A 20,354-nucleotide genomic window follows, 5' to 3' on the forward strand; every position below is an offset into this window, starting at 1 on the left:
AAGTAGGGACGACGAACAGAGGGTACTCCAGCGCAGCGCCGGCGCCGCGGGTCAATCATCGGCTGCCGTCGTGTATTCGATCGGCTCGTGTGCTGCTGGCTGCGCACCGCCGCACTCAATCCGTACCCAGCGCTCCACGCCATCGTCCACCAGCGCCAACGCATTGCCTTCGACCGGTGTGCCATCCAGCGTCATCGAGGTGCCGGCCGTATCGCCACGGACCACCTCGAAGTGGTACTGCGTCCCTGCAAAGCGGTAACTCAGGGTAAACCCGGGCCAGTCCGCCGGCATCAAAGGGTTTAGCTGCAGCAGGTTGCCGTTGCGTGTAAGCCCCAGCAGTGACTCGACGCCCAACCGGTACATCCAGCCAGCGGAGCCGGTGTACCACGTCCAGCCGCCACGCCCTGCATGGGGCGCAATGCCGTAGACATCGGCCGCCATCACGTAGGGCTCGACTTTGTAAGTGTCGATCCTGGCACTGTTGAGGGGGTCGGCCGGGTTGATCATGTGCAGCAGCTCCCAGGCTTTGGCCGTATCGCCCAACTGCGCAAAGGCCATCGCCGCCCAGACGGCCGCGTGGGTGTATTGCCCTCCGTTCTCGCGCACGCCTGGCACGTAGCCCTTGATGTAGCCCGGGTCTTGCAGGCCTTTGTCGAACGGAGGGTCGAGCAGCAGGACGGCGCGGATGTCCGGTTTGACCAGGTACTGATCCACCGCCTGCATCGCCAGGTGCTGGCGTTCGGGTGATCCTGCACCGGACAACACCGACCAGCTCTGGGCGATGGAATCCAGCCGACACTCATCGTTGACGGAAGAACCCAGAGGCTGTCCATCGTCAAACCAGCCACGGCGATACCACGCGCCGTCCCAGGCAGCCGCTTCCAGGCTCCCACGGAGTTCTTTCGCGTGTTCATCGCAGCGTGCCGCGAATTCACTGTCGCCGTGGCGCTCGGCCAGCCGTGCGAAACGCTCCAGCACCTGACACCCGAAAAAGCCCAGCCAGACGCTTTCACCCTTGCCGAGATAGCCCACGCGATTCATGCCGTCATTCCAGTCGCCACTGCCCATCAATGGCAGACCGTGTTCACCGCGGCTCAGGCTGTGCTCGATGGCGCGAAGACAGTGCTGATACAGCGGCTCCTGCAGCGCTGATAGACCGGGCAAGTCGTAATAGGATTCTTCCCCCGGCCCCAGCGCGCGCCCTTCAAGGTAGCCGGCGGGTTCGTCCAGCACCGACAGATCACCGGTGACCTCGACGTAGCGGCTGGTGGCGGCCACCAACCACAGGAAATCGTCGGAGCAAGCCGTGCGCACGCCTCGATTGAGGGGAGGGTGCCACCAGTGCTGAACATCGCCCTCTGCGTATTGATGATTCGCGCACAACAACAGGTGCGCCCGCGCTGCTGCTGGATCGGCATGGATCATGGCCATGCTGTCCTGCAGCTGATCGCGAAAACCGATGGCGCCGCCCGACTGGTAATAGCCACTGCGGGCGAGAAACCGGCAGGCGATGACCTGGTACATCAACCAGCCGTTGAGCATCACGTCCAGGGCCGGCACCGGGGTCTTCACCTGAACCACGGAGAGCACCGAGCGCCAATGGTCTTTGACTTTCTGCAACTCCTGCGCCGCCACCTGTACGCCTTTGTAACGTTGCGCCAGCTGGGTGGCCGCCTGGGCGTGTTTCTCCGCACCCAGGCGCAGGACGACTTCCGTGCCTTGCCCGTGTGTGAGCGCCACTGCCACCTGTATAGCGGCGCAGGGGTCCAGACCTCCACCGGTTTTCCCGGACAGTCCTTTGTGCCGCATTGCTGCGGGAGACTGCAGACTGCCGCTGCGTCCGATGAACTCGGTACGGTCCGCCGTGACGCTGTGATCGACGGAATCGGTATCAAAGAATGCCACGCGCTCGCTGAATTCCACCGACCAGGCGTTGCGGGCGAACAAGGCGCCGCTGGCAGGATCCGAATGGGTGACCACGTGCATGGCTGATTTACTGCGCAGATCGCCCAGCACCCACTCCACATAGCCCGTCACCGAGAGGTTGCGGTCACGCCCCGACACATTGCGCAGCACCAGCCTGGAGAACTTGATCGGCGCATCCAGCGCCACGTAAACCCAGAGTTCGCTGCGGATGCCGTCTTCCTCGTGCTCAAACACGGTGTAACCGAAGCCGTGGCGCGTTCGGTAAGCGCCAGTGCCCGAGGCAGGTCTGGGGGTGGCCGACCAGAAATGACCGGTGTCCTCATCACGCAGGTAAATGACCTCACCGACGGGGTCGCTCACCGGGTCGTTGTGCCAGGGCGTGAGGCGGAACTCGTGGGCATTTTCGGCCCAGGTGTAGGCACTGCCGGACTCAGAGATGACGGTGCCCATCTGGGCATTGGCAATCACGTTGACCCAGGGGGCTGGCGTGGGATGGGAGGCCGGGGCGTTGATGATGTACTCACCGCCATCCTGGCTGAACGCACCGTAGGCATTACTCAGTGGCAGCGACACGGGAATCGGGGCAAGGGCCGGCTGCGATGGCGCTGGCACATGAGCGCGGGTCGCGACAAACGCCGGGTGCACCCGCACTACGCGGCGTCGGTGAACCTGCTCGGCCAGGGTCCCACGCCCTTCGGCAAACACCAGCCGCGCAGCCGAGAGGATCAGCGTGCGGTCCTCGTTGGACATCTGCTGCGCCATACGCACGAATATGCCGCCCGGCCTATCCACCAGCGTGGCTTCACTGCCGGACGTGACCAGTCCCATGATCGCGTCCTGCAGTTGCTGGCGATAACCCACCTGATCTTCGTTCCAGATCAGCAGGTCCGTGAGCAGGCCTTTCTGTCGCCAGTAGGCGTGGGCCTGAATCATCTTCTGGACCAGCTCGATATTTTCAAGGCTGTTAACCTGCAACAGCACGATGGGTAGGTCGCCTGAAATCGACTGCCCCCACAGGCCTTGCTGATTGCGCAGGTTGGCCGTCAGCACGCTGCTGTCCGGGCGCAACGCCGCATTGGCGTAAATCAGCGAGGAGGCCATCTGTTCAAACAGACGCGCGTCGGCGGGCGAGACGTTGAGCTGGCGCAGCAGCACCTGACTGTGGGTCCATGACAGATCGAAAACCCGGTCCGCGAGGTGCCGATCACGGTACTTGTTGATCAGCGAGAGGCAGTCTTCGCGGCTGTCCGCGACGCCCGTGACCAGATCGATGGTGCCTTGCTGCCCGGGCTCCAGGTTGATCCGGCAACGGATAGCGACAATCGGGTCCAGCACCGGACCGGCGCTGCCGGACAAGTGCTCGCAGCCGGGGTCCAGCGCCGCCGGCGACTGGGTGCTGCGGCCGCGACCAATGAAACGCGCGCGGTCGGTCTCGTAGGAAATGGCCTGAATATCCACGCCATGGGCGGCCAGCAGGTGGCACATCCACGGCGTGTGTTCATCGCTGGCCCGCGGCCGTCGACTGCAAACGATGGCTTGCAGCGGCAGCAACAACTCGGTCTGCACGAATAGCTTGCTGAAGGCCGGGTGCATGGCGTCCGTTTCCGGCGACGCCAGCACCACTTCCGCGTAGGTGGTGATCTCCAGGGTCTTGGCTGAGGTCCCTCGGTTGGTGACGTGCAGGCGGCGCAGTTCGATATTGTCTTCCGGGGAAACGACGATTTCCATATGGGTATCGAAGCCCAGTTCCCGGGTGCGGAATTCGGCCCGCGCATCGCTGAAAATGGCCTCGTGGCTCTCGGCCCGGTGCAGGGTCGGCTGAAAGGCGCTGGACCAGACAGCGCCCGTTGCCACGTCCCGCAAGTAGCAGAACGTGCCCCAGTTGTCCTGGGTGGTGTCTTCCTGCCAGCGGGTGGCGGCCATGGTGTCGAGACGGCTGTAGCCGCCGCCGGCGCTGGTAAGCATGACGTGGTACTTGCCGTTGGACAGCAATTGCACCGCCGGGCGCTTGAGCCCCGGGTTGGCGAACACCCTCAGGTCGTTCTCCTGACCGGCCCCCGCATCGCCGGCGGCGGGCTGCTGTGCGGTTTGCAGATAAGGCGCTGCCACCTTGGGCACCCGCTCTTGCAACAGCAGCAGGGCCGATTGCAGGGCCGGATCGGATTCAAAACGCCGTTGCATGGGCTGATCGAGCAACACGCTGGTCAACGCCAGCAGGCTCATGCCCTGATGGTGCGCCATGAAGGACTGCACCCAGGCGTAACGCTGGCCTCGCGGCAGACGCGCTTCGGTGTAATCAATGGCCTCATAGAGTCCGAAGCGGCCGCAGGCACCTTTGCGGGCAAGACCCTGCAGGTTTTTGCAGGCCGCGTCGGCGTCCACCATCAAGGCCAGGACGCTGGCGTAAGGCGCGACCACGACGTCGTCGCCCAGGCCGCGCTTGAGGCCCAGCGCCTGGACGCCGAACGCCCGGTACTGGTAATTGAAATGCGCATCCAGCGTGTAATAGCCCGATTCCGACACGCCCCAGGGAATGCCCAGGCGCTTTCCATGTTCAATCTGCACGGCCACCGCCGCACGGCAGGTCTGGTCAAGCAGACTGCCGTCGTAGTTAGGCATGACCAGCATGGGCATCAGGTATTCGAACATCGAGCCGGACCAGGACATCAAGGTCGGTACACCGGCGCAGTCACCGAGCAATCGCCCGAGGGTGAACCACGCCCGCTGCGGAATCTGCCCCTGAGCGATCACCACAAAGTTGGTCAGACGCACTTCGGATGCCAGCAGGTCGTAATAGCCGGTGTCCAGGCGCCGCTCGTCGGCGTTGTAACCGATCACGAACAAGTCGCGCTTGTTGTCGTAGAGCAGGGAGAAGTCCATCTGCGCCAGCGCGCCCGTCAGGATGATCAGGCGATCAATCCGGGCAATAGCGGCGAGGGCAGCCTGGCGGACAGCGTCAATGCGCGGGTGATCATCGAGTCCCCAGTCAGCTTCTTCCAGCCGGGACAGTTCCCGCAGCGTGCTGCGAGGCGGGTGTCGACCGATCAAAGGCGTGGGCAGTCGATAACGTTCGAGGGCCGCGATCCAGTCATCACACTGCGCAGTCAATGCGTCTTGCCAGTAAACGCTGTCCTCTGTGCTGCCCGCCGTCATGGCCGCCACCCGAGCACGGACGGTCTGCAACGCGGTCAACAGCGCATCGGGTTCGTGGGCTTCGGCAACCTCTTCAAGCAGTGGATAGAGCGAATTCAACGTGCCGCTGGCGTCCGTCGTTTCCAGCAGCGTGTCCAGCGTGATACGCAGGCCTTTAACCATCGTGGCATCGAACACCGCCGCGTCGGGCAGCTGGATCAAGCCGGCACGCAGGGTCAGCAAGTGCCCGGCCAGGTTGCCACTGTCAACGGTGGAGATGTATTGAGGGCGCAGGGGCTTGAGGGTTTGCGTGTCATACCAGTTGTAAAAATGGTGCTGGTAACGCTCCAGGTTGTCCATGCTCTCCAGCGAAGCGGACAAGCGCTGCAGCAGTCGCTCGGTGCTGAGATAGCCGAAGTCGTGGGCCGCCAGATGCGCCAGCAACGCCATGCCCATATTGGTTGGCGAGGTGCGGTGGGCAATCATCGCTTTTGGTTCTTCCTGAACGTTGTCGGGGGGCAGCCAGTTGTCCTGTGGCCCGACGAATTCGTCGAAAAACGCCCACGTCCGCCGTGAGAGCACTTGCAGAAAGCGCAGTGCCTCCACCGAGGGCTCGAACACTGCATGTTCCGGCACCGCGCTCAGGCGCCAGGCGATCCATGGCCCGGCAGCCCAGGCGAGCAGGAACGGCATGGCGATCAGCAGAGCCAGCGGGTCAGCCAGTAAACCGGCAAACCCGCAGAGTGCGAGCAGAGGGCCTATCCACATCTCGCGGTAGAGCGCCGGCAGTGGATTTTGCGTGTTGCGCTCGACTTCCCGGGAGGGTTGCCATTGCAATAACAGGCGACGGCTGAACAGGATCCGCCAGAGCGAACGCGCGATGGCGCCCACGCTGTAATACATCTCGAACGGCAACCATGCGACGGTTGCAGCGATCTGGGCGAGGTCCTGGCCCAGACTCCTGCACAGCGCGGCGAGGTATTGCCGATAAGGCACGTTCAACGGCGGTTGCAACCCATCGGTCAGGGTCCTGAGCAGCGGTTGCATGACCAGCAAGCCGAGCACCGCCAAGGTCCAGGCCAGCGGTTCACTGCTGGCGAACCAACCCCAGGCCAGCATAAGCAACACAGCCGCCGGTTCAAGGCTGCGGCGCAGGTTGTCGAGAATCTTCCAGCGCGCCATGACATCGAGACGGTTGCGTGTCCATTCTCTGCGCGTGTTCAGGGTCCAGGGCAGGATCCAGGGGGTCAGCTGCCAATCGCCGCGAATCCAGCGATGGCGTCGTTTGACGTCCACGCTGTAGCGGGACGGGTATTGCTCATACAGCTGCACATCGCTGAGCAGGCCTGACCGGGCGTAGCAGCCCTCGATCAAGTCGTGACTGAGGACCTGGTTGTCCGGCAGACAGCCCTCCAGCGCACAGGTGAACGCGTCGACATCGTAGATGCCCTTGCCAATGAAAGAGCCTTGTTTGAACAAGTCCTGGTAAATGTCCGACACCGCCCGGGTGTAGGGGTCGACGCCGCCACCACTGCCGAACAGGCGTGAATAGATCGAGCGGGGCGTACTGGTCAGGCTGATGCCGACCTGGGGTTGCAACAGCGCGTACCCGGAAATGACCCGCTCACGGCTTGCGTCGAACACCGGGCGGTTGAGCGGGTGCATCATGGCGGCCACGCACTGGCGGGCCACCTCGCCTGGCAGCAGGGTGTCGGTATCCAGGGTCAGCACATAGCGCACAGACACAAGGGCCGAGGTGTCGCCGACAACGGTGCTGAAACGGTTTTCGCCGGCACCCCGCAGCCACGCGTTGAGGTCGGACATCTTGCCGCGTTTGCGTTCGTGGCCCATCCAGGCACGCTCACCGGCGTTCCAGCGGCGGGGGCGGTGAAACAGGAAAAACCGCGCTGGCAACTCGTCCGCATATTTGCCGTTGAGTCGGTTGATTGCCTCGGAGGCGTAGACGAGCAGGCCTGCATCCGCTGCCTGCACTTGCGTCGCTGAGTCGAGAAAGTCGGTGAGCAGCGCGAAAAACAGATTGCTGTCTCGATTGGCCAGAAACCTGACTTCCAGCCCCTCTACCAGTTCGTCGATGTCCGCGCGCGACCCGATCATCGTCGGGATGGCCACCAGCGTGCGCGCCTCATCGGGAATCCCGTCGGCGTAATCCATTTTCGGCAGCATCGCCGGCAGCAGGCTGAACGTGACCAGCCAGTTGATGAGACTGAACGCCAGGCGACTGGTCATGACCAGACAGGGCACTGCCAATGCAATGAGCGCGATATTCGGCAGCCCGTCCCGGTGCGCCGAAGCCAGCAGCGGCAGTGCAAAAATAATCGTCAGGGCTCCCGCAGGTGCCAGGTAGAACGTCAGCGGCGAACGTTGCAGCAGGCGTTTCCACCTTTCGTGAAAGGGCACACGGGCACCGACTTTCTGTTCGAGAACCCCGATGCCGGGTCCGACCAGGTAAAACCCGATGTGCCCGGCGAGATCGTCCCCGCCGCCCGCGTCCCGATGTTCCCGGGACAGCGCCACAACGGTTTGCGCGACGAACATTTCAGCGCTTCGACTGCGTCTGGCCAGCCGTTCGATGGCGTGGCGATAGCTGTCACGGGTGGCGAAGTCCATGTGCGGGTAGACCTCAGCCGGATCCTGTTGAAGCGTCTGCTCGACATGGCTCATCGCTTCGACAAACTCACGCCAGGGGGTCGCAGACAGCAGGCGCAGGCTGGCGATGCTGTTGCTGATCGACACCTGATCGGCTGACTGTTGCTGTGCATCGAATTGCACCTGTCGCTCCGTACTCGAACCGGTCTCGGCGAGCAACTGCTCGATCCAGTTGAGCGGCAACGCCAAGGCAGCGCTTTGGCCCTGCAGGCGGCGGGCGAACTCGGCGACGAATGCAGCGGTCATGGGCGGGGATGAATGCGCCATGTCGGCGACAGTCAACACCACGCTCTTCACGTCGTGCTCGGACACTTCGATCAACCGCTCGGCCCAATCATCAGCCAGGTTGCGATCGTCCCAGTTGGCGATGACCCGCGAGGCCACTCGCCGCAAGTTCTCTATCAATGCTAGGCGCAGCATGATCGGGATCGCCCAGAGTTCGCCCAGCGTCAGCGGCATCACCGTCTGGTACGAGACGACGAAGCGCTTGAGGCTCAGCTCGTCAAACCGGCCATCACCGTGGGAGATCGTCTCCAGCGCGAGGTCATAGACCCGTGGCAGACCCGAGGAGGGCCCATTGCTAAGGCGTGGCAATTCCCGGCTGTAACCCTTGGGAAGGTGGGAGCGTGCGGTGCGGATGTGATCTTCGATCAGGAAAAAATTATCGAGCAGCCACTCGGCGGCAGGGGTGATGCGGCGGTCGGACGCCTGGGCTTGGGTCAACGCGTTGCAGCTCTTTTTGAGCAGTGCCTCGTTGTCATCCAGCCTGCCCAGCAGGAAATCACGCGTGGTCACTGCACCCAGCTGATGCTGGCTGGCCAGGGCTATGCCGTGGCTGGCCATCTGGTCGGCGCTGAACAATTCGGCGCGCAATATCCGTTCGTAAGCAAATTCCAGCTTGGGATGACCCCCGGCGCCGCGAAACAGACTGACCCGGGAGATCGCCTGCTTGGTGCGTGTCCATGTGCTCGTCATTAGTTTCCCTGAAATGACTTGCACTCCGGCGAACGCAGCGTGTTGGGCAGTGTGCACAGCGGAGCGCCGGCACCGATGTGCCCTGGTGAACGAAGCGTTCAGACCACGCCAGTGTGAGTACGCTTGATCAGGGCTGTCTGTTCGCTGGCGCACATAGTGTCGCGCGCAAGCCTTTTCCTGCGCGGTTCTCCAGGGTAATTTCACCGCCGAGGCGTCGTGCAATCGATTGCACGATGGTCAGGCCCAGCCCCGCGCCCTGATCGTTGCCGCGGCTGTAGAAGCGCTCGAAAAGGCGCTCCCGCTCGGCTTCGTCAATGCCGGGCCCCTCGTCCGCAACGCTGAGCTGGAAAAAGCCATCGGCCACGCCCAGATTGACGATCACCTGACCGTTCAAGGGCGAAAAATTGACCGCATTGGTGACCAGGTTCTGCAGGGCAATGTCGATGGCGGCGAAATCGGTTCGTACCATCAGGGAAGGTTCATCGCAGTCGAACACCAATTCCAGCCCCCGGCTCAAGACCCACGGCGTCATTTGCACCAGGCTCTCGCGTACAGCCGCAACAAGATCGGCGTCGCGGGTGAGAACCGCGCCTGCCCCGGGCTCCATCCGCGCGACGGTCAGCAACTGATTGACCAGCCGTGCCGTGCGGTCAACGCCGACGATGAGGTAACTCAGGGACTGGTCGCGCTGCGCGCCGTCGTGTGCCTCCAGCACGTTTTGCGCATGAACGCGAAGCACCGCCAGCGGGGTGCGCATTTCATGGGCGGCGTCGGCGATGAAGCGCCGTTCACGGCTCAACACCTCCTGAATCTGTCCGAGCAGTCTGTTCAGTGCCGCTTGCATGGGTTCCAGCTCGCTGGGCAGCGGGGCCAGTTGCAAGGGATCGAGGGAGCCGGGATGACGACCGCGCAGCGTGGCGGCCAGGTCGGCCAGCGGCTTCAGTCCCCAGCCAATGGCCAGCCAGATCGCGCCCATCAGCAGCAGGCTGCCGATCAGGTTGGGGATCACCGTGTGGCGGACGATGCGGTTGACCAGGTCCGAGCGCACGTCGTCGCGCTCGCCGACCCAGATCAGCAGGTCGTGTTGCTCGTCCCTGAGCACGAAGGTGCGCCATTCATGTTTGCCCAGATCATTGATGTCGCTGAAGCCGTTGTACTGGGGCGCACGGGTCAAACTCGGCGCGCTGGGGGTGTGCACCAGCAGTTGCCCCTGAAGGTCCCAGACCTGAAAGGCGATTTTGCTCTCGTAGGGGTGGCCGTCGACCCTGGGTTCGGCCTGAGCCAGGGCCTGATTGAACGCCTGGTACAACTGCGCATGCTCCTGCCGCGCCAGGGGCATGCGCATCACGCCCTGCAGCAACCGGGCATTGGTGGCGAGCTGGGCGTCATAGACTTCGGCGATTTCGTGGTTGCTGTCATGGAGGTTGACCAGCGTCAGGATCAGCAGTCCGATCAGCACCAGTCCGAGAATCAACGTCAGCGTGCGTCGACGGATCGAAGTCACGGGCGATCCTCTACCAGATAGCCGACGCCGCGTACGGTGCGGATCAGCTCGCTGGAAAACTTCTTGCGCAGGTGATGGATGTGCACTTCAAGGGTGTTGCTTTCCGCCTCTTCATTCCAGCCGTACAGCAACTGCATCAAGCGTTCGCGGGTCATCACCCGGCCCGGTGGCGAGAGCAGTTCGTACAGCAACTGGTATTCCTTGGGGGTGAGGGCGACGGGTTCGTTCTTGTAACTGACTTGCTGGGTGGCCGGGTCCAGGCGAATGCCCGCGTGCTCGATCGTGACCCGCGCACGCCCGGCACTGCGCCGCAACAATGCGCGCAGGCGGGCCTTGAGTTCGGACAGGTCGAAGGGCTTTATCAGGTAATCGTCGGCCCCTGCGTCGAGGCCGGCAATGCGATCGTCAGTGGAATCGCGTGCCGTGAGGATCAGCACCGGCAGGGCCGAGCCACTTTCACGCAGGCGCCGCAACACTGCGAGGCCGTCGAGCCTGGGCAATCCGAGGTCAAGAATGGCCAGATCAAACGCTTCGCTCAACAACGCATGGAGAGCGCTGGCGCCGTCTTTCACCCAGTCCACCGTGTAGCCTTCGCGACTCAACGCCTGATGAATGCCCTCACCGAGGGCAACATCGTCTTCAACCAGCAGCAAACGCATGAATGCTCCGTCATTTCAGTTTTTTGTTTACGTCCACCAGCAATAGCTGGATATCTTTACGACGTCCACTGTCCGCCACTTCACGCCCGGGGCGGGGTGCGGCGAGCAAGGCTTTCTCCAGCGCTTCCGTTGCCTGAGCGTAGTGGCCTTGGCGGTAGAGATGATCGCCCCAGAAGTAAAGCGGATCGATGCCGTCGGGATTGAGTTTCAGCGCCTGCTCCAGCAGCCCTTGCGCTTTATCGGCATCGCCGAATCCGATGGGCCAGCCCGGCACGCGATCGTACAGCGCAGCCAGGCTGGCGTAGGCGGAGCCTTGCAAGGCATTGGGGTCCAGCGTCATGGCTTTTTCGAGGTCGGCTTTTGCGGTTTTCACCTTGCTCAATGCACCCAGTCCGCCCTGGGCACCGGCCCAACTGCTGGTGACAATGCCCGACCATATCCATGCCTCGGCGACGGCGGGACGCTGCTGGGTGAAGGCGGAGGACTTGGCGGCCAACTGCTCAAAGGCAGCGACGCGCTGGTCTTCCGGCAACTGGTATTGAATCCGCGCCCAATCCTGCTGGATGCCGGTCAGGCGTTGCTGGTCAGGTGCATCCAGTGCCCACACCGGCAGGGTGAAGGTGGCGAGCAGTACGACGAGTAGACCTTTCATGGCTTGGTGCTCTTTTCGAGGGGGGCGCTGCTGAGTCGGCGAATGAGGGGCAAGTGTTTGCGCAGCCCACGGTCCACCACGGCAGGCAGCAGACTGTTGAGGCGTACGAAGAACTGTTCAGGCCAGCCCATGTACAGCTCGCGCTGATTACCGACAATGGCACGGACAACGGCTGCGGCGACCGTCTGCGGATCGTCCTCGGCGGTCTTCAGGGCAGAGTTGAGGGCGCGCGCTGCGGGACTGTTCATCGTCGTGCGGGTGGCGCGCGGGGCGACGTACAACACGCCGACCCGCGTATCCGCCAGCTCACGGCGCAAGGCTTCGGAAAACCCGCGCAGGGCAAACTTGCTCGCGCAGTACGTGGCGTAACCGGCGTAGCCGATCGAGCCGTAGGTAGAGCCGACGTTGACCACCATGGCGCGGCTGGCCTGGCGCAGCAGCGGCAACAGCAGGCCGGTGAGCTGAATCGGCGCGTTCAGGTTGATGTCGAGCATCGAATCGATCTCGTGCCCCGGCAGCTGTTCCAGCATGGCGAAATGATTGACGCCGGCGGCGTTGATCAGCAGGTTGACCCCTTCCATCGCCTGCGCCGTCATCAGCACGTGCTGACGACCTTCGGCGCTGGTCAGATCGGCCTTTACCCAGTGCAACAGGTGCGGATACTGCTGTTGCAATGGCAACAGCGGCTCCTGATGCCGGCAGACGGCGAGCACTTCGGCGCCATGGCTGCACAGCGCCTGGGCGATGGCCATGCCGATGCCGCCACTGGCACCGGTCAGGACGACGCGGGTTTCAGACAGACGCATGGGCGAGCTCCTTCACCGGTGCGGCCTGAGCGACGGGCAACTGACGAAACATGTCGGTGTACAGGCCGTACACCACTTTCGAGGCCTTGATCACGGCCGCCTGATCCTCCGGGTCTTCAAGACGGTCCATCAGTTTGCGATAGGTCTCCATGTGGCCGACATCGAGGCTGCCGTGGGAACTCAGGTAGCGGAAGGCCGTGGCCGGCAGCCCCAGGCGCTGCTGAATGCTGCCCGCCGCATGGGTCGCCAGCGCAATGCTGGTGCCTTCCAGCACATTGACCATGCCGAACAGTCCCACCGGGTTGCCCCGCGCGATGACATCGTAGAGGTAGGCGACCATGAGCTCGATAGGCAGGCCAGGCGTACCGTCGCGCACGGCATCGGCATCGCCACCGCAGGCGCGCACGTCGTTGAGGATCCACTGCTCGTGGCCGTATTCGTCTTCGATGTACTCGCACACCGCGCCACGCAGCCATTCCAGCCGCGAAGGCAGCCGCGCGCCACAGGCCATCATCAACGGCACGGTATGGCGCACGTGGTAATACGCCTGAGTCAGGAAGGCGCGATAGCTGTCCAGCGAGACTTCACCGTGCAGCGCCTGATGGATGACGGGCAGATTGAACAAGGTCTCGCGCTCGGTGCGGGTGGCGTCTTGCAGGGATTCGAAAAAACTCATGATTGAAGGTCCTTTGCTCGCGTGGGCTCAGTGAACAGATGTCGGTAATTCGCCAGGATGGCGTCGCGCCGGGGTCGGCCGTTGGCGGTGGCCATGCCGTTGACGGTGGTGAAAGGCTGATCGAGACGGGTCCAGGTGTGGACGCGTGCGTAGTCCGGCAGCGCCTGATTGGCCTGCTCGACAGCGCTGTGCAGGTGCGAGTCGGTGGCGTCCGGGCGCAGTGGCCACAGCAGCGCATGGTTGCGCGGCAGGGCTTCGCCGTAGACGAATGCCTGAGCGATCAGACCGCGCTGGGTCAGTTCGGCCTCGACCCACTCAGGGTTGACGTTGCGACCGTAACTGGTCACGAACTGATGCTTCTTGCGGCCGTGAATATATAGGTAGCCGTTGGCGTCAAACGCGCCGAGATCACCGCTCGGCCACCACTGCGGTGTGGGTTCCGCGTCGCCGAGATAGCCCAGCATCCGCGACCCGCCAATCAGGACTTCACCGTCCTCGGCCAGGCGTATCTGCACATGGGGCAGCGGTTTGCCAACGCTGCCGGGATGATTGGCGTCGGGGCGGTTGAGGGCGACGACCGACGCGCACTCGGACAGGCCGTAGCCTTCGTACACCGGAATGCCAAGGGTTTCGGCGCGCAGCAACAGTTCATGGCTGACTTTGGCGCCGCCCACCGCGATGAAACGCAGCGCTGCCGGGTTGAAAGCGCCCATCTCGCACGCGCTGACCAGCAGCAACAACAGCTGCGGCACGAGGATCATGCTGTGGGGCTGGCGCACCGCCAAGGTTGACAGCAGACGCGGTAACTCCACGCCGCTGGCGCCTTGAATCCCCAAGGCTCGCTGACTCGGGAGACTCAGCATGGCCCCGGCATAAAGCGCGGCGTAGCAGCCGACGTTTTCCAGCAGGATCGCCAGAGGCAAGAGTGAAAGGTGGTGGGCGGGCTGACGAGATTCGCTGGCGCGCTGCAGCTCCATGGCCACCGCCAGTACGCTTGCAGCATCCAGGCAGACGCCTTTGGGGGTGCCGGTCGTGCCAGACGTAAAGGTGAGCTTTGCCGTGCCGACGGGCAGGGGCGACGGCTGAGGGTTTGTCCGCAGCCAGAATCCCTCTTCATGACGGAACGCCGAAATGGCCAGTTCACTGGCGTAGTCGTCGTCGGCAATGACCACGTCAGCCTGGCTCTGCTCCAGGCAGTGAAGCCGCTGCGCTGGGCTGAAGAACGGCGGCAGCGTCACACAGGCCAGGCCTGCGAACAGAATCGCCAGGTCCCAGATCAGCAGGTCCGGGCCATTCTCCAGGGCGAGGGCCACGACCCTGGCGTCCAGGTCCTTGAGCCTCTCCTGACGCAGATTGATTTCTGCATCCAGCTCGGCATAACTCAGTTTCAAGTCATCGCCCCACAGCGCGCACGCATCGGGCTGCTTGGCGGCGAGATCGGTGATGCGCTGGCGCAAGCCGGTCAGTTCAGGCGACATGGCAGCTGTCCTCCAGTGTCAGGGGCAGCCCGAAGCGTTCAAACACGCCACAGCTGCTCAAATGCAGAAAGCCTGCGCGGATATCGCCGACGTGCACGTTCGGTTGCGTGTCGTAGTAATGACCCCATGCGTGGCGGTCCTCGCCCAGACGCATAGGGTCGGCAGCACAGAGGGTGACGGGGCGCAGCCCGAGGCGATTGAAGCTGTTGACCAGCCCGGCGTTGCCCGTGAAAGCGACCCATTCCAGGCCGCCCATGGCGAGCAGCCAGGTCACGGTGATGATGCTCAGCCGCGCGCTGCCCAGGTTGCTGGCGGCGAGGTTGCCCACTTCAACGATGCCCTGACGGTCCGCTGGCCTGCCGGCACTGGCTTCGATCATGTGCTCGACGGGCTGGTCGAGGTAGCGCTCCAGGAACAGCGTGCCGGAGGTCGCCACCCGCACGCCGGCCACGGCGCAGAGCGTGTCTGTGGTGTCGTGGAGTCCAAACAGCTCCGGCATGAAGCTGCGGATCTCGGCGTTGTGGGCCTGGCGAAAGCGTTGCTGGATAAAGGCCTCGTAGGCATCGCGCAGTGGCTCCTGAGGCAGCGCGCGATTAAGCGAGAGGGGCGGTGATTGCGCAGTGCCGAATCCCATAGGCAGGAAATCCAGAGGCAGCGCACTGGACGGCATTGAGTGCTGTGGTAATCGGTTATTCCAGTCCAGACCCTGCATGGGTGTGGCTCCTCCCCAGTGGTGAATGGGGTGGAGTATCAGTGTCGATTCTTAACGAAGTCTGAAGGTGAGAAATGTCCCTGGTTTGGCGTTCTTTGCAACCTGCGCGAGGTCTTCAGACTGCCTTAAGACAGCGGCCCCAAGGTGCGGAGCCATTCAGCAACATCCTCCTCACTCAGCGAGCGCCCACTATGAATTCAACCCCACACCGGTACGCCAGATTGTCGATGTCCCTGCACTGGCTGATGCTGGCGTTGTTCGTCGGCGTTTACGCCTGTATCGAGCTGAAAGGCTTTGCGCCCCGGGGCAGTACGCTGCGCTCGCTGTTGTTAGGCATGCACGGCATGTTCGGTCTGTCGATATTTGCGCTGGTCTGGCTGCGTCTGCTGGGCAGGTTGATGTACAAAGCGCCACCTATCACGCCGGCCCCTCGTACCTGGCAGCTCGGGATGGCCCACCTTGTTCACGGGCTGTTGTACGCACTGATGATCGCGACACCGGTGCTGGCCTGGCTGATGCTGGCGGCGGGTGGCAAACCGATGCCGTACTTCGGCTTCTTCCTGCCCGCGCCCCTGGCCGTCGACCCTGATCTGGCCAGACAGATCAAAGGCTGGCACGAGTGGGCCGGCAACCTGGGCTATTGGTTGATCGGCGTACACGCCGCAGCGGGGCTCTTTCATCATTACTTTGTCCGCGACAACACCCTGCGCCGCATGCTGCCGTGGTCGGCTGAAAAGCGTTAAGCGGTCACTGCCATTATCACTCTACCGCGACCCAGTGATCGGCGGCTACCGCTGAAAACCGCTGCACCGGCGCGACAAAATCCTTTGTCTTGATCGGGTCAGGCCGGTCCAGCTCTTTGAGCAGGCTCTTGAAATCCCGGCGCCGGCCCACTTCGGGCACCGGCACTGCGGCGAGCAGGCGGCGGGTATAGGGATGCTGCGGGTTGTGCAGGACCTGATCACGGGCGCCGATTTCGACAATGCGGCCGCCATACATCACCGCCACGCGATGACAGATGCGCTCGACCACCGCCATGTCGTGGGAGATGAACAGGTAACTCAGGCAATGCTCGGCGCGCAGCCGTTCCAGCAGTTCCAGCACCTGGGCCTGCACCGAGACGTCCAGCGCCGAGACCGATTCATCCGCGATGATCACTTTGGGATTCAGTGCCAGCGCCCGGGCGATGCAGATCCGTTGGCGTTGCCCGCCGGAAAACTGATGGGGATAGCGCTCCAGGGTGTCCCGTGGCAGGTCGACCTGTTGCAGCAGTTGCGCCACGCGCTCCCGCCGTTGGGGCTCGGGCATCCTGTCGTGAATCAGCAACGGCTCGCCCACCAGATCGAACACGGTTTTGCGCGGATTCAACGCCGCGTACGGGTCTTGAAACACCATCTGCACGTCACGGCGCACCCGCTGCAACGCGTCACCCTGCAAACCGTTGAGTTCCTGCCCCAGCAATTTGACGCTGCCCTGATAGCTGAGCATGTTCATCAAGGCCTTGCCGGTGGTGGACTTACCGCAGCCGCTTTCGCCGACCAGCCCCAGGGTTTCGCCTTGACGCAGTTCGAAACTCACGCCCTCGACCGCATGCACCGTGCGCGGCGTTTCGAACCAGCCGTGGCGCAAAGGGAAGCGCACGCTGAGGTCCTTAACGGCGAGCACCACCGGCTGTTCTGTCAATGCGTCAGGCGGCGGCGCGCTGCCCAGCACCGGCACGGCGGCCAGCAGTTTGCGCGTGTAGGGCGCCTGGGCGTCGGTGAAGACCTGATGCAACGAACCGCGCTCTTCCATGCGCCCCTGATTCATCACCACCACTTCATCGGCCATCTCGGCGACCACGCCCATGTCGTGGGTGATGAGTAAAAGGCTGGTCGCGAACTGCTGCTGCAACTCGCGCATCAGCTCAAGAATCTGCGCCTGAATCGTCACGTCCAGCGCGGTGGTCGGCTCGTCGGCGATGAGGATTTCCGGCTGGCAGAGCATCGCCATGGCGATCATCACCCGCTGACGCATGCCACCGGACAGTTCGTGGGGGTACTGGGTCAGGCGCTTGTCGACCTGGGGCATGCGCACGGCGTCGAGCATGGCCCGGCAGCGCTGACGAATCTCGCCGCGACTCAACGCCTCATGCCGGCGCAGGGTTTCCGCCAGTTGCTGGCCGACGGTCAGCAGCGGGTTCAGTGACGTCATTGGCTCCTGAAAAATCATGCCGATGCGCTTGCCGCGCAGGCGTTGCAGGTCCCGTTCCGGCAGGCTCAGCAGGTCGCGGTTGTCGAACAGGATCGCGCCACCGGGAACACTGGCCGCCTTGGGCAGCAAGCCCATGATCGCCAGGGACGACAGCGATTTGCCGCTGCCCGATTCACCGGCGATGCACAGCGTGCGGCGCGGGTAGAGGGCGAAACTTAGCTCATCGACCACCCGCCGCCGTGACGCGCCACCACCGACGTCGATGCTCAGCCGCTCAACCGACAGACTGGGCTGATCGGCTGGCTTCACTGGAACACCACTTTCGGAAAATAGAACGACACCACCCAGTTCGGTAGGTCGACGATTTCGCTGATGCGCAAATCGCCGCACACCGAGCACAGCATGTACGCCTGTTCCGCCGGCATGCGGTGCTCGCGGCACAGCCAGTCGATGGTGTTGGCCACGGCCTGGCGGGCGGCCTGCATCAAGTCCGGGCCGATGCCGGTGAAGGCTTCGTAGCCGGCGCTGTCCAGGTGCCCGGTGACCGGGCCGGGTGTGCTGAAACGCGGGGTGGCCAGGGGCGTTTGCTTGATCAGGTCAAGCTTGACCACCACGTCCATGGCGCTCTCGATGGCAGTGCCGCAGACCTCGCCATCGCCTTGGGCAGCATGGGTGTCGCCGATGGAAAAGAGCGCGCCGGCGACTTCCACCGGCAGGTACAAGATGCTGCCGGCCGCCAGGTCGCGGATGTCCAGATTGCCGCCGACCCGACGGGGCGGCACGATGGAATGCAGCCCGGCTTCAGCGGGCGCCACGCCAACCGTGCCGGCGAACGGCTTGAGCGGCACCTTGGCGAAATCGCCGAAGGCGGCGGGGGCGAGGGTTTGCGTGTCGTAATGCCACAGCGCTAAGGCGGGCGCCTGGAACTGATCAGCGAGCAGGCCGAAGCCGGGGATGTTGGCGGTCCAGCCGAAGCCGCCGGGCTTGAAGCTGTCCAGGGTAATTTTCAGGATGTCGCCAGGCTCGGCACCCTCGACGTAGATCGGCCCGGTGACCGGGTTGATCTGATCGAAGGGCATGACGCTAACGTCAGCCACTTGCGATTGCGCAGTGAAATAGCCGTTGGACGAATCCCGGCAGTTCATCTGCAGGGTGGTGCCGGGCGCCACGCGCTCGACCGGGGTAAAGCTGTGGTCCCAGCCAAAGTGGCTGTTGACGCTGTGAATGGTCTTGACCAGGCAGTTCTGGCACATGGGTGCGGTCCTCGTTGCAAACAGGCTATGGGGGAGGGAAGCCGTGGCCTGTGCCCCGGCGCTTGCCGGGAACAGACCAGCGCGAGATCACTTCACCCAGATGTAGTCATAGTTGACCGGCACGTGGACCGGATCGACGTACAGCGCGTCGTCGCCGCCCATGCGCTTGGAGCGCACGGTGAAGCGTTGCTCGTTGAAGATCGGCACCCACGGCGCGTCGGCCATGGCATCGGTGAAGATCTTCTTCCAGGCTTCAGTGCGTTCGGCCTGTTGTTCCGGGCGTGCCATGGCGTCGGCTTTGGCGGCGCGTTCGTCCAGGGCCTTGTTGCAGTACAACGACCAGTTCCAGCCGCCTTCGACCGCGCCGGTGCATCCGAGAATCGGGCCGTAGAAGTTCGACGGGTCCGGGAAGTCGGCGATCCAGGCCATGCCGCCGGACCACACCATCGGCGCCTGATCCTTGGAGCTGCCGGCGGCAATCACGTTGGCCTGGGCCAGGGACTTGATCTGCACGCGTATGCCGACCTTGGCCAGGTCCTGCTGGATCGACTGGGCAATGCGCGGCTGCGGGTCGGTGTTCATCACGTACAGCTCGGTGTCGAAACCCTTGGCCAGCCCTGCGTCGGCGAGCAGCTTTTTCGCGCCCTCGACGTCGTAGGGCAGGCCCTTGTATTGCGTGTCGTAACCCGGCATCGCCGGCGGCAACGGCTGATTCGCCGGCACCGCGCGACCATTGATGATGCGCACGATGCGTTCCTTGCTGATGGCCATGTTGATGGCCTGGCGCACCTTGAGATTGTCGAACGGCGGCAGGGTGGTTTTCAGCGTCACGTAGCCGGTTTGCAGCTGATTGCCGGTGACCAGTAACTGCTTGGAGGCCGGGTCGTTCTTGAACTGCAGAAATTGCGCGGGGGGTACGCCGTCGCCGGCAATGTCCACCTCGCCCTTGTTCAGGCGCAGCAGCGCAACGGTCGGGTCCTGGCCGATTTCGAAGGTGATCTTGTCGACGTAGGGCAGGCCCTTCTGGAAGTAATTCGGGTTCTTCACCAGTTCCAGTTTCTGCCCCAGTTTCCACTCGGCCAGGCTGAACGCGCCGCTGCCGACCGGGTGCTTGCCGAAGTCGGCGCCCCATTGCTCCACCGCTTCCTTGGGTACGACCGAGGCGAAGTTGATGGCCATGATGTGCAGGAAGGTCGCGTTTGGCGCGCTGAGCGTAATGGTCAGGTGTTGATCATCGACCACCTTGATGCCACTGAGGGTCGTGCTTTTGCCGCCGGTCACGTCTTCATAACCGACGATGGAGCTGAAGAAACCGGCGCCCGGGCTCTGGGTTTTCGGGTTGACCGTGCGCTCCAGGGAGTACTTCACGTCATTGGCGACCAGCTCACGGCCGTTCTGGAATTTCACGCCCTTGACCAGGGTGAAGCTGTACACCAGCCCGTCCGGGGAAATGCTGTAGTCCTCGGCCAGACTTTTCACAAGCTCCGTGGTGCCGGGCTTGTAGTCCATCAGGCGGCCGAACAGGCTTTTGATCATCGACCAGTTCTGCCAGTCGTAGCCAATGGCCGGGTCCAGGGTCGCGACATCGTTCTGGTAGGTCACCACCACATCGCCACCGCTTTTCGGCGTGTCGGCCCACAGTGGCGTGGTAAACAGCGTGGCCGCCACGGCCAGGGTCAGCGCGTTGATTTTCATTGTTGTGCCCCGTTGTGTTGATGAAT

At 63.3% G+C, this 20,354-nt stretch carries 12 protein-coding genes; 1 reads left to right on the forward strand and 11 read right to left on the reverse strand.

Going from position 1 to position 20,354, the window contains the following annotated elements; translation table 11 throughout:
- Positions 1 to 51 precede the first annotated feature (51 nt).
- From OKW98_RS14370 to OKW98_RS14405, 8 genes are all read right to left on the reverse strand, one after another.
- Complete coding sequence (locus OKW98_RS14370; RefSeq protein WP_265385342.1) at positions 52 to 8,700, reverse strand: GH36-type glycosyl hydrolase domain-containing protein; 8,649 nt, start codon at positions 8,698 to 8,700, stop codon at positions 52 to 54.
- 127 nt (positions 8,701 to 8,827) lie between these two features.
- On the reverse strand, positions 8,828 to 10,204 hold the full coding sequence (locus tag OKW98_RS14375; RefSeq protein WP_265385343.1) for an ATP-binding protein: 1,377 nt from the start codon (positions 10,202 to 10,204) through the stop codon (positions 8,828 to 8,830).
- The gene (locus tag OKW98_RS14380; protein ID WP_265385344.1) at positions 10,201 to 10,863 is read right to left on the reverse strand and encodes a response regulator; all 663 of its coding nucleotides are present in this window, start codon (positions 10,861 to 10,863) and stop codon (positions 10,201 to 10,203) included. The genes OKW98_RS14375 and OKW98_RS14380 overlap by 4 nt, the downstream gene beginning before the upstream one ends.
- A 10-nt stretch (positions 10,864 to 10,873) precedes the next feature.
- Positions 10,874 to 11,515, reverse strand: a complete 642-nt coding sequence (locus tag OKW98_RS14385; protein ID WP_265385345.1) for a tetratricopeptide repeat protein — start codon at positions 11,513 to 11,515, stop codon at positions 10,874 to 10,876.
- Complete coding sequence (locus tag OKW98_RS14390) at positions 11,512 to 12,321, reverse strand: SDR family oxidoreductase (RefSeq protein ID WP_265385346.1); 810 nt, start codon at positions 12,319 to 12,321, stop codon at positions 11,512 to 11,514. Before OKW98_RS14390 ends, OKW98_RS14385 begins: the two co-directional genes overlap by 4 nt.
- Positions 12,308 to 12,997, reverse strand: coding sequence for a TenA family transcriptional regulator (locus OKW98_RS14395; RefSeq protein ID WP_265385347.1), 690 nt, complete (start codon positions 12,995 to 12,997; stop codon positions 12,308 to 12,310). Before OKW98_RS14395 ends, OKW98_RS14390 begins: the two co-directional genes overlap by 14 nt.
- Entirely contained in the window at positions 12,994 to 14,475 is a 1,482-nt protein-coding gene (locus tag OKW98_RS14400; protein WP_265385348.1) for an AMP-binding protein, read from the reverse strand. Before OKW98_RS14400 ends, OKW98_RS14395 begins: the two co-directional genes overlap by 4 nt.
- Entirely contained in the window at positions 14,465 to 15,187 is a 723-nt protein-coding gene (locus tag OKW98_RS14405) for a thermostable hemolysin (protein WP_416147187.1), read from the reverse strand. Before OKW98_RS14405 ends, OKW98_RS14400 begins: the two co-directional genes overlap by 11 nt.
- 191 nt (positions 15,188 to 15,378) lie before the next feature.
- On the opposite strand from OKW98_RS14405, the gene OKW98_RS14410 reads away from it, so the two are divergent.
- Positions 15,379 to 15,930, forward strand: coding sequence for a cytochrome b (locus OKW98_RS14410; RefSeq protein WP_265385349.1), 552 nt, complete (start codon positions 15,379 to 15,381; stop codon positions 15,928 to 15,930).
- A 16-nt stretch (positions 15,931 to 15,946) separates the two neighbouring features.
- Here the strand turns inward: OKW98_RS14410 and OKW98_RS14415 are convergent, their stop codons facing one another.
- The 3 genes from OKW98_RS14415 to OKW98_RS14425 all read right to left on the reverse strand — a co-directional run bounded on the left by OKW98_RS14415 (position 15,947) and on the right by OKW98_RS14425 (position 20,328).
- Positions 15,947 to 17,689 (reverse strand): ABC transporter ATP-binding protein, encoded by a 1,743-nt coding sequence (locus OKW98_RS14415; RefSeq protein WP_265385350.1) that lies wholly within the window; start codon positions 17,687 to 17,689, stop codon positions 15,947 to 15,949.
- Positions 17,686 to 18,633, reverse strand: a complete 948-nt coding sequence (locus OKW98_RS14420; RefSeq protein ID WP_265385351.1) for an acetamidase/formamidase family protein — start codon at positions 18,631 to 18,633, stop codon at positions 17,686 to 17,688. Before OKW98_RS14420 ends, OKW98_RS14415 begins: the two co-directional genes overlap by 4 nt.
- An 87-nt stretch (positions 18,634 to 18,720) precedes the next feature.
- On the reverse strand, positions 18,721 to 20,328 hold the full coding sequence (locus tag OKW98_RS14425) for an ABC transporter substrate-binding protein (RefSeq protein ID WP_265385352.1): 1,608 nt from the start codon (positions 20,326 to 20,328) through the stop codon (positions 18,721 to 18,723).
- Positions 20,329 to 20,354 lie beyond the last annotated feature (26 nt).

It is taken from the genome of Pseudomonas sp. KU26590 (genome assembly GCF_026153515.1).
Classification (GTDB): domain Bacteria; phylum Pseudomonadota; class Gammaproteobacteria; order Pseudomonadales; family Pseudomonadaceae; genus Aquipseudomonas.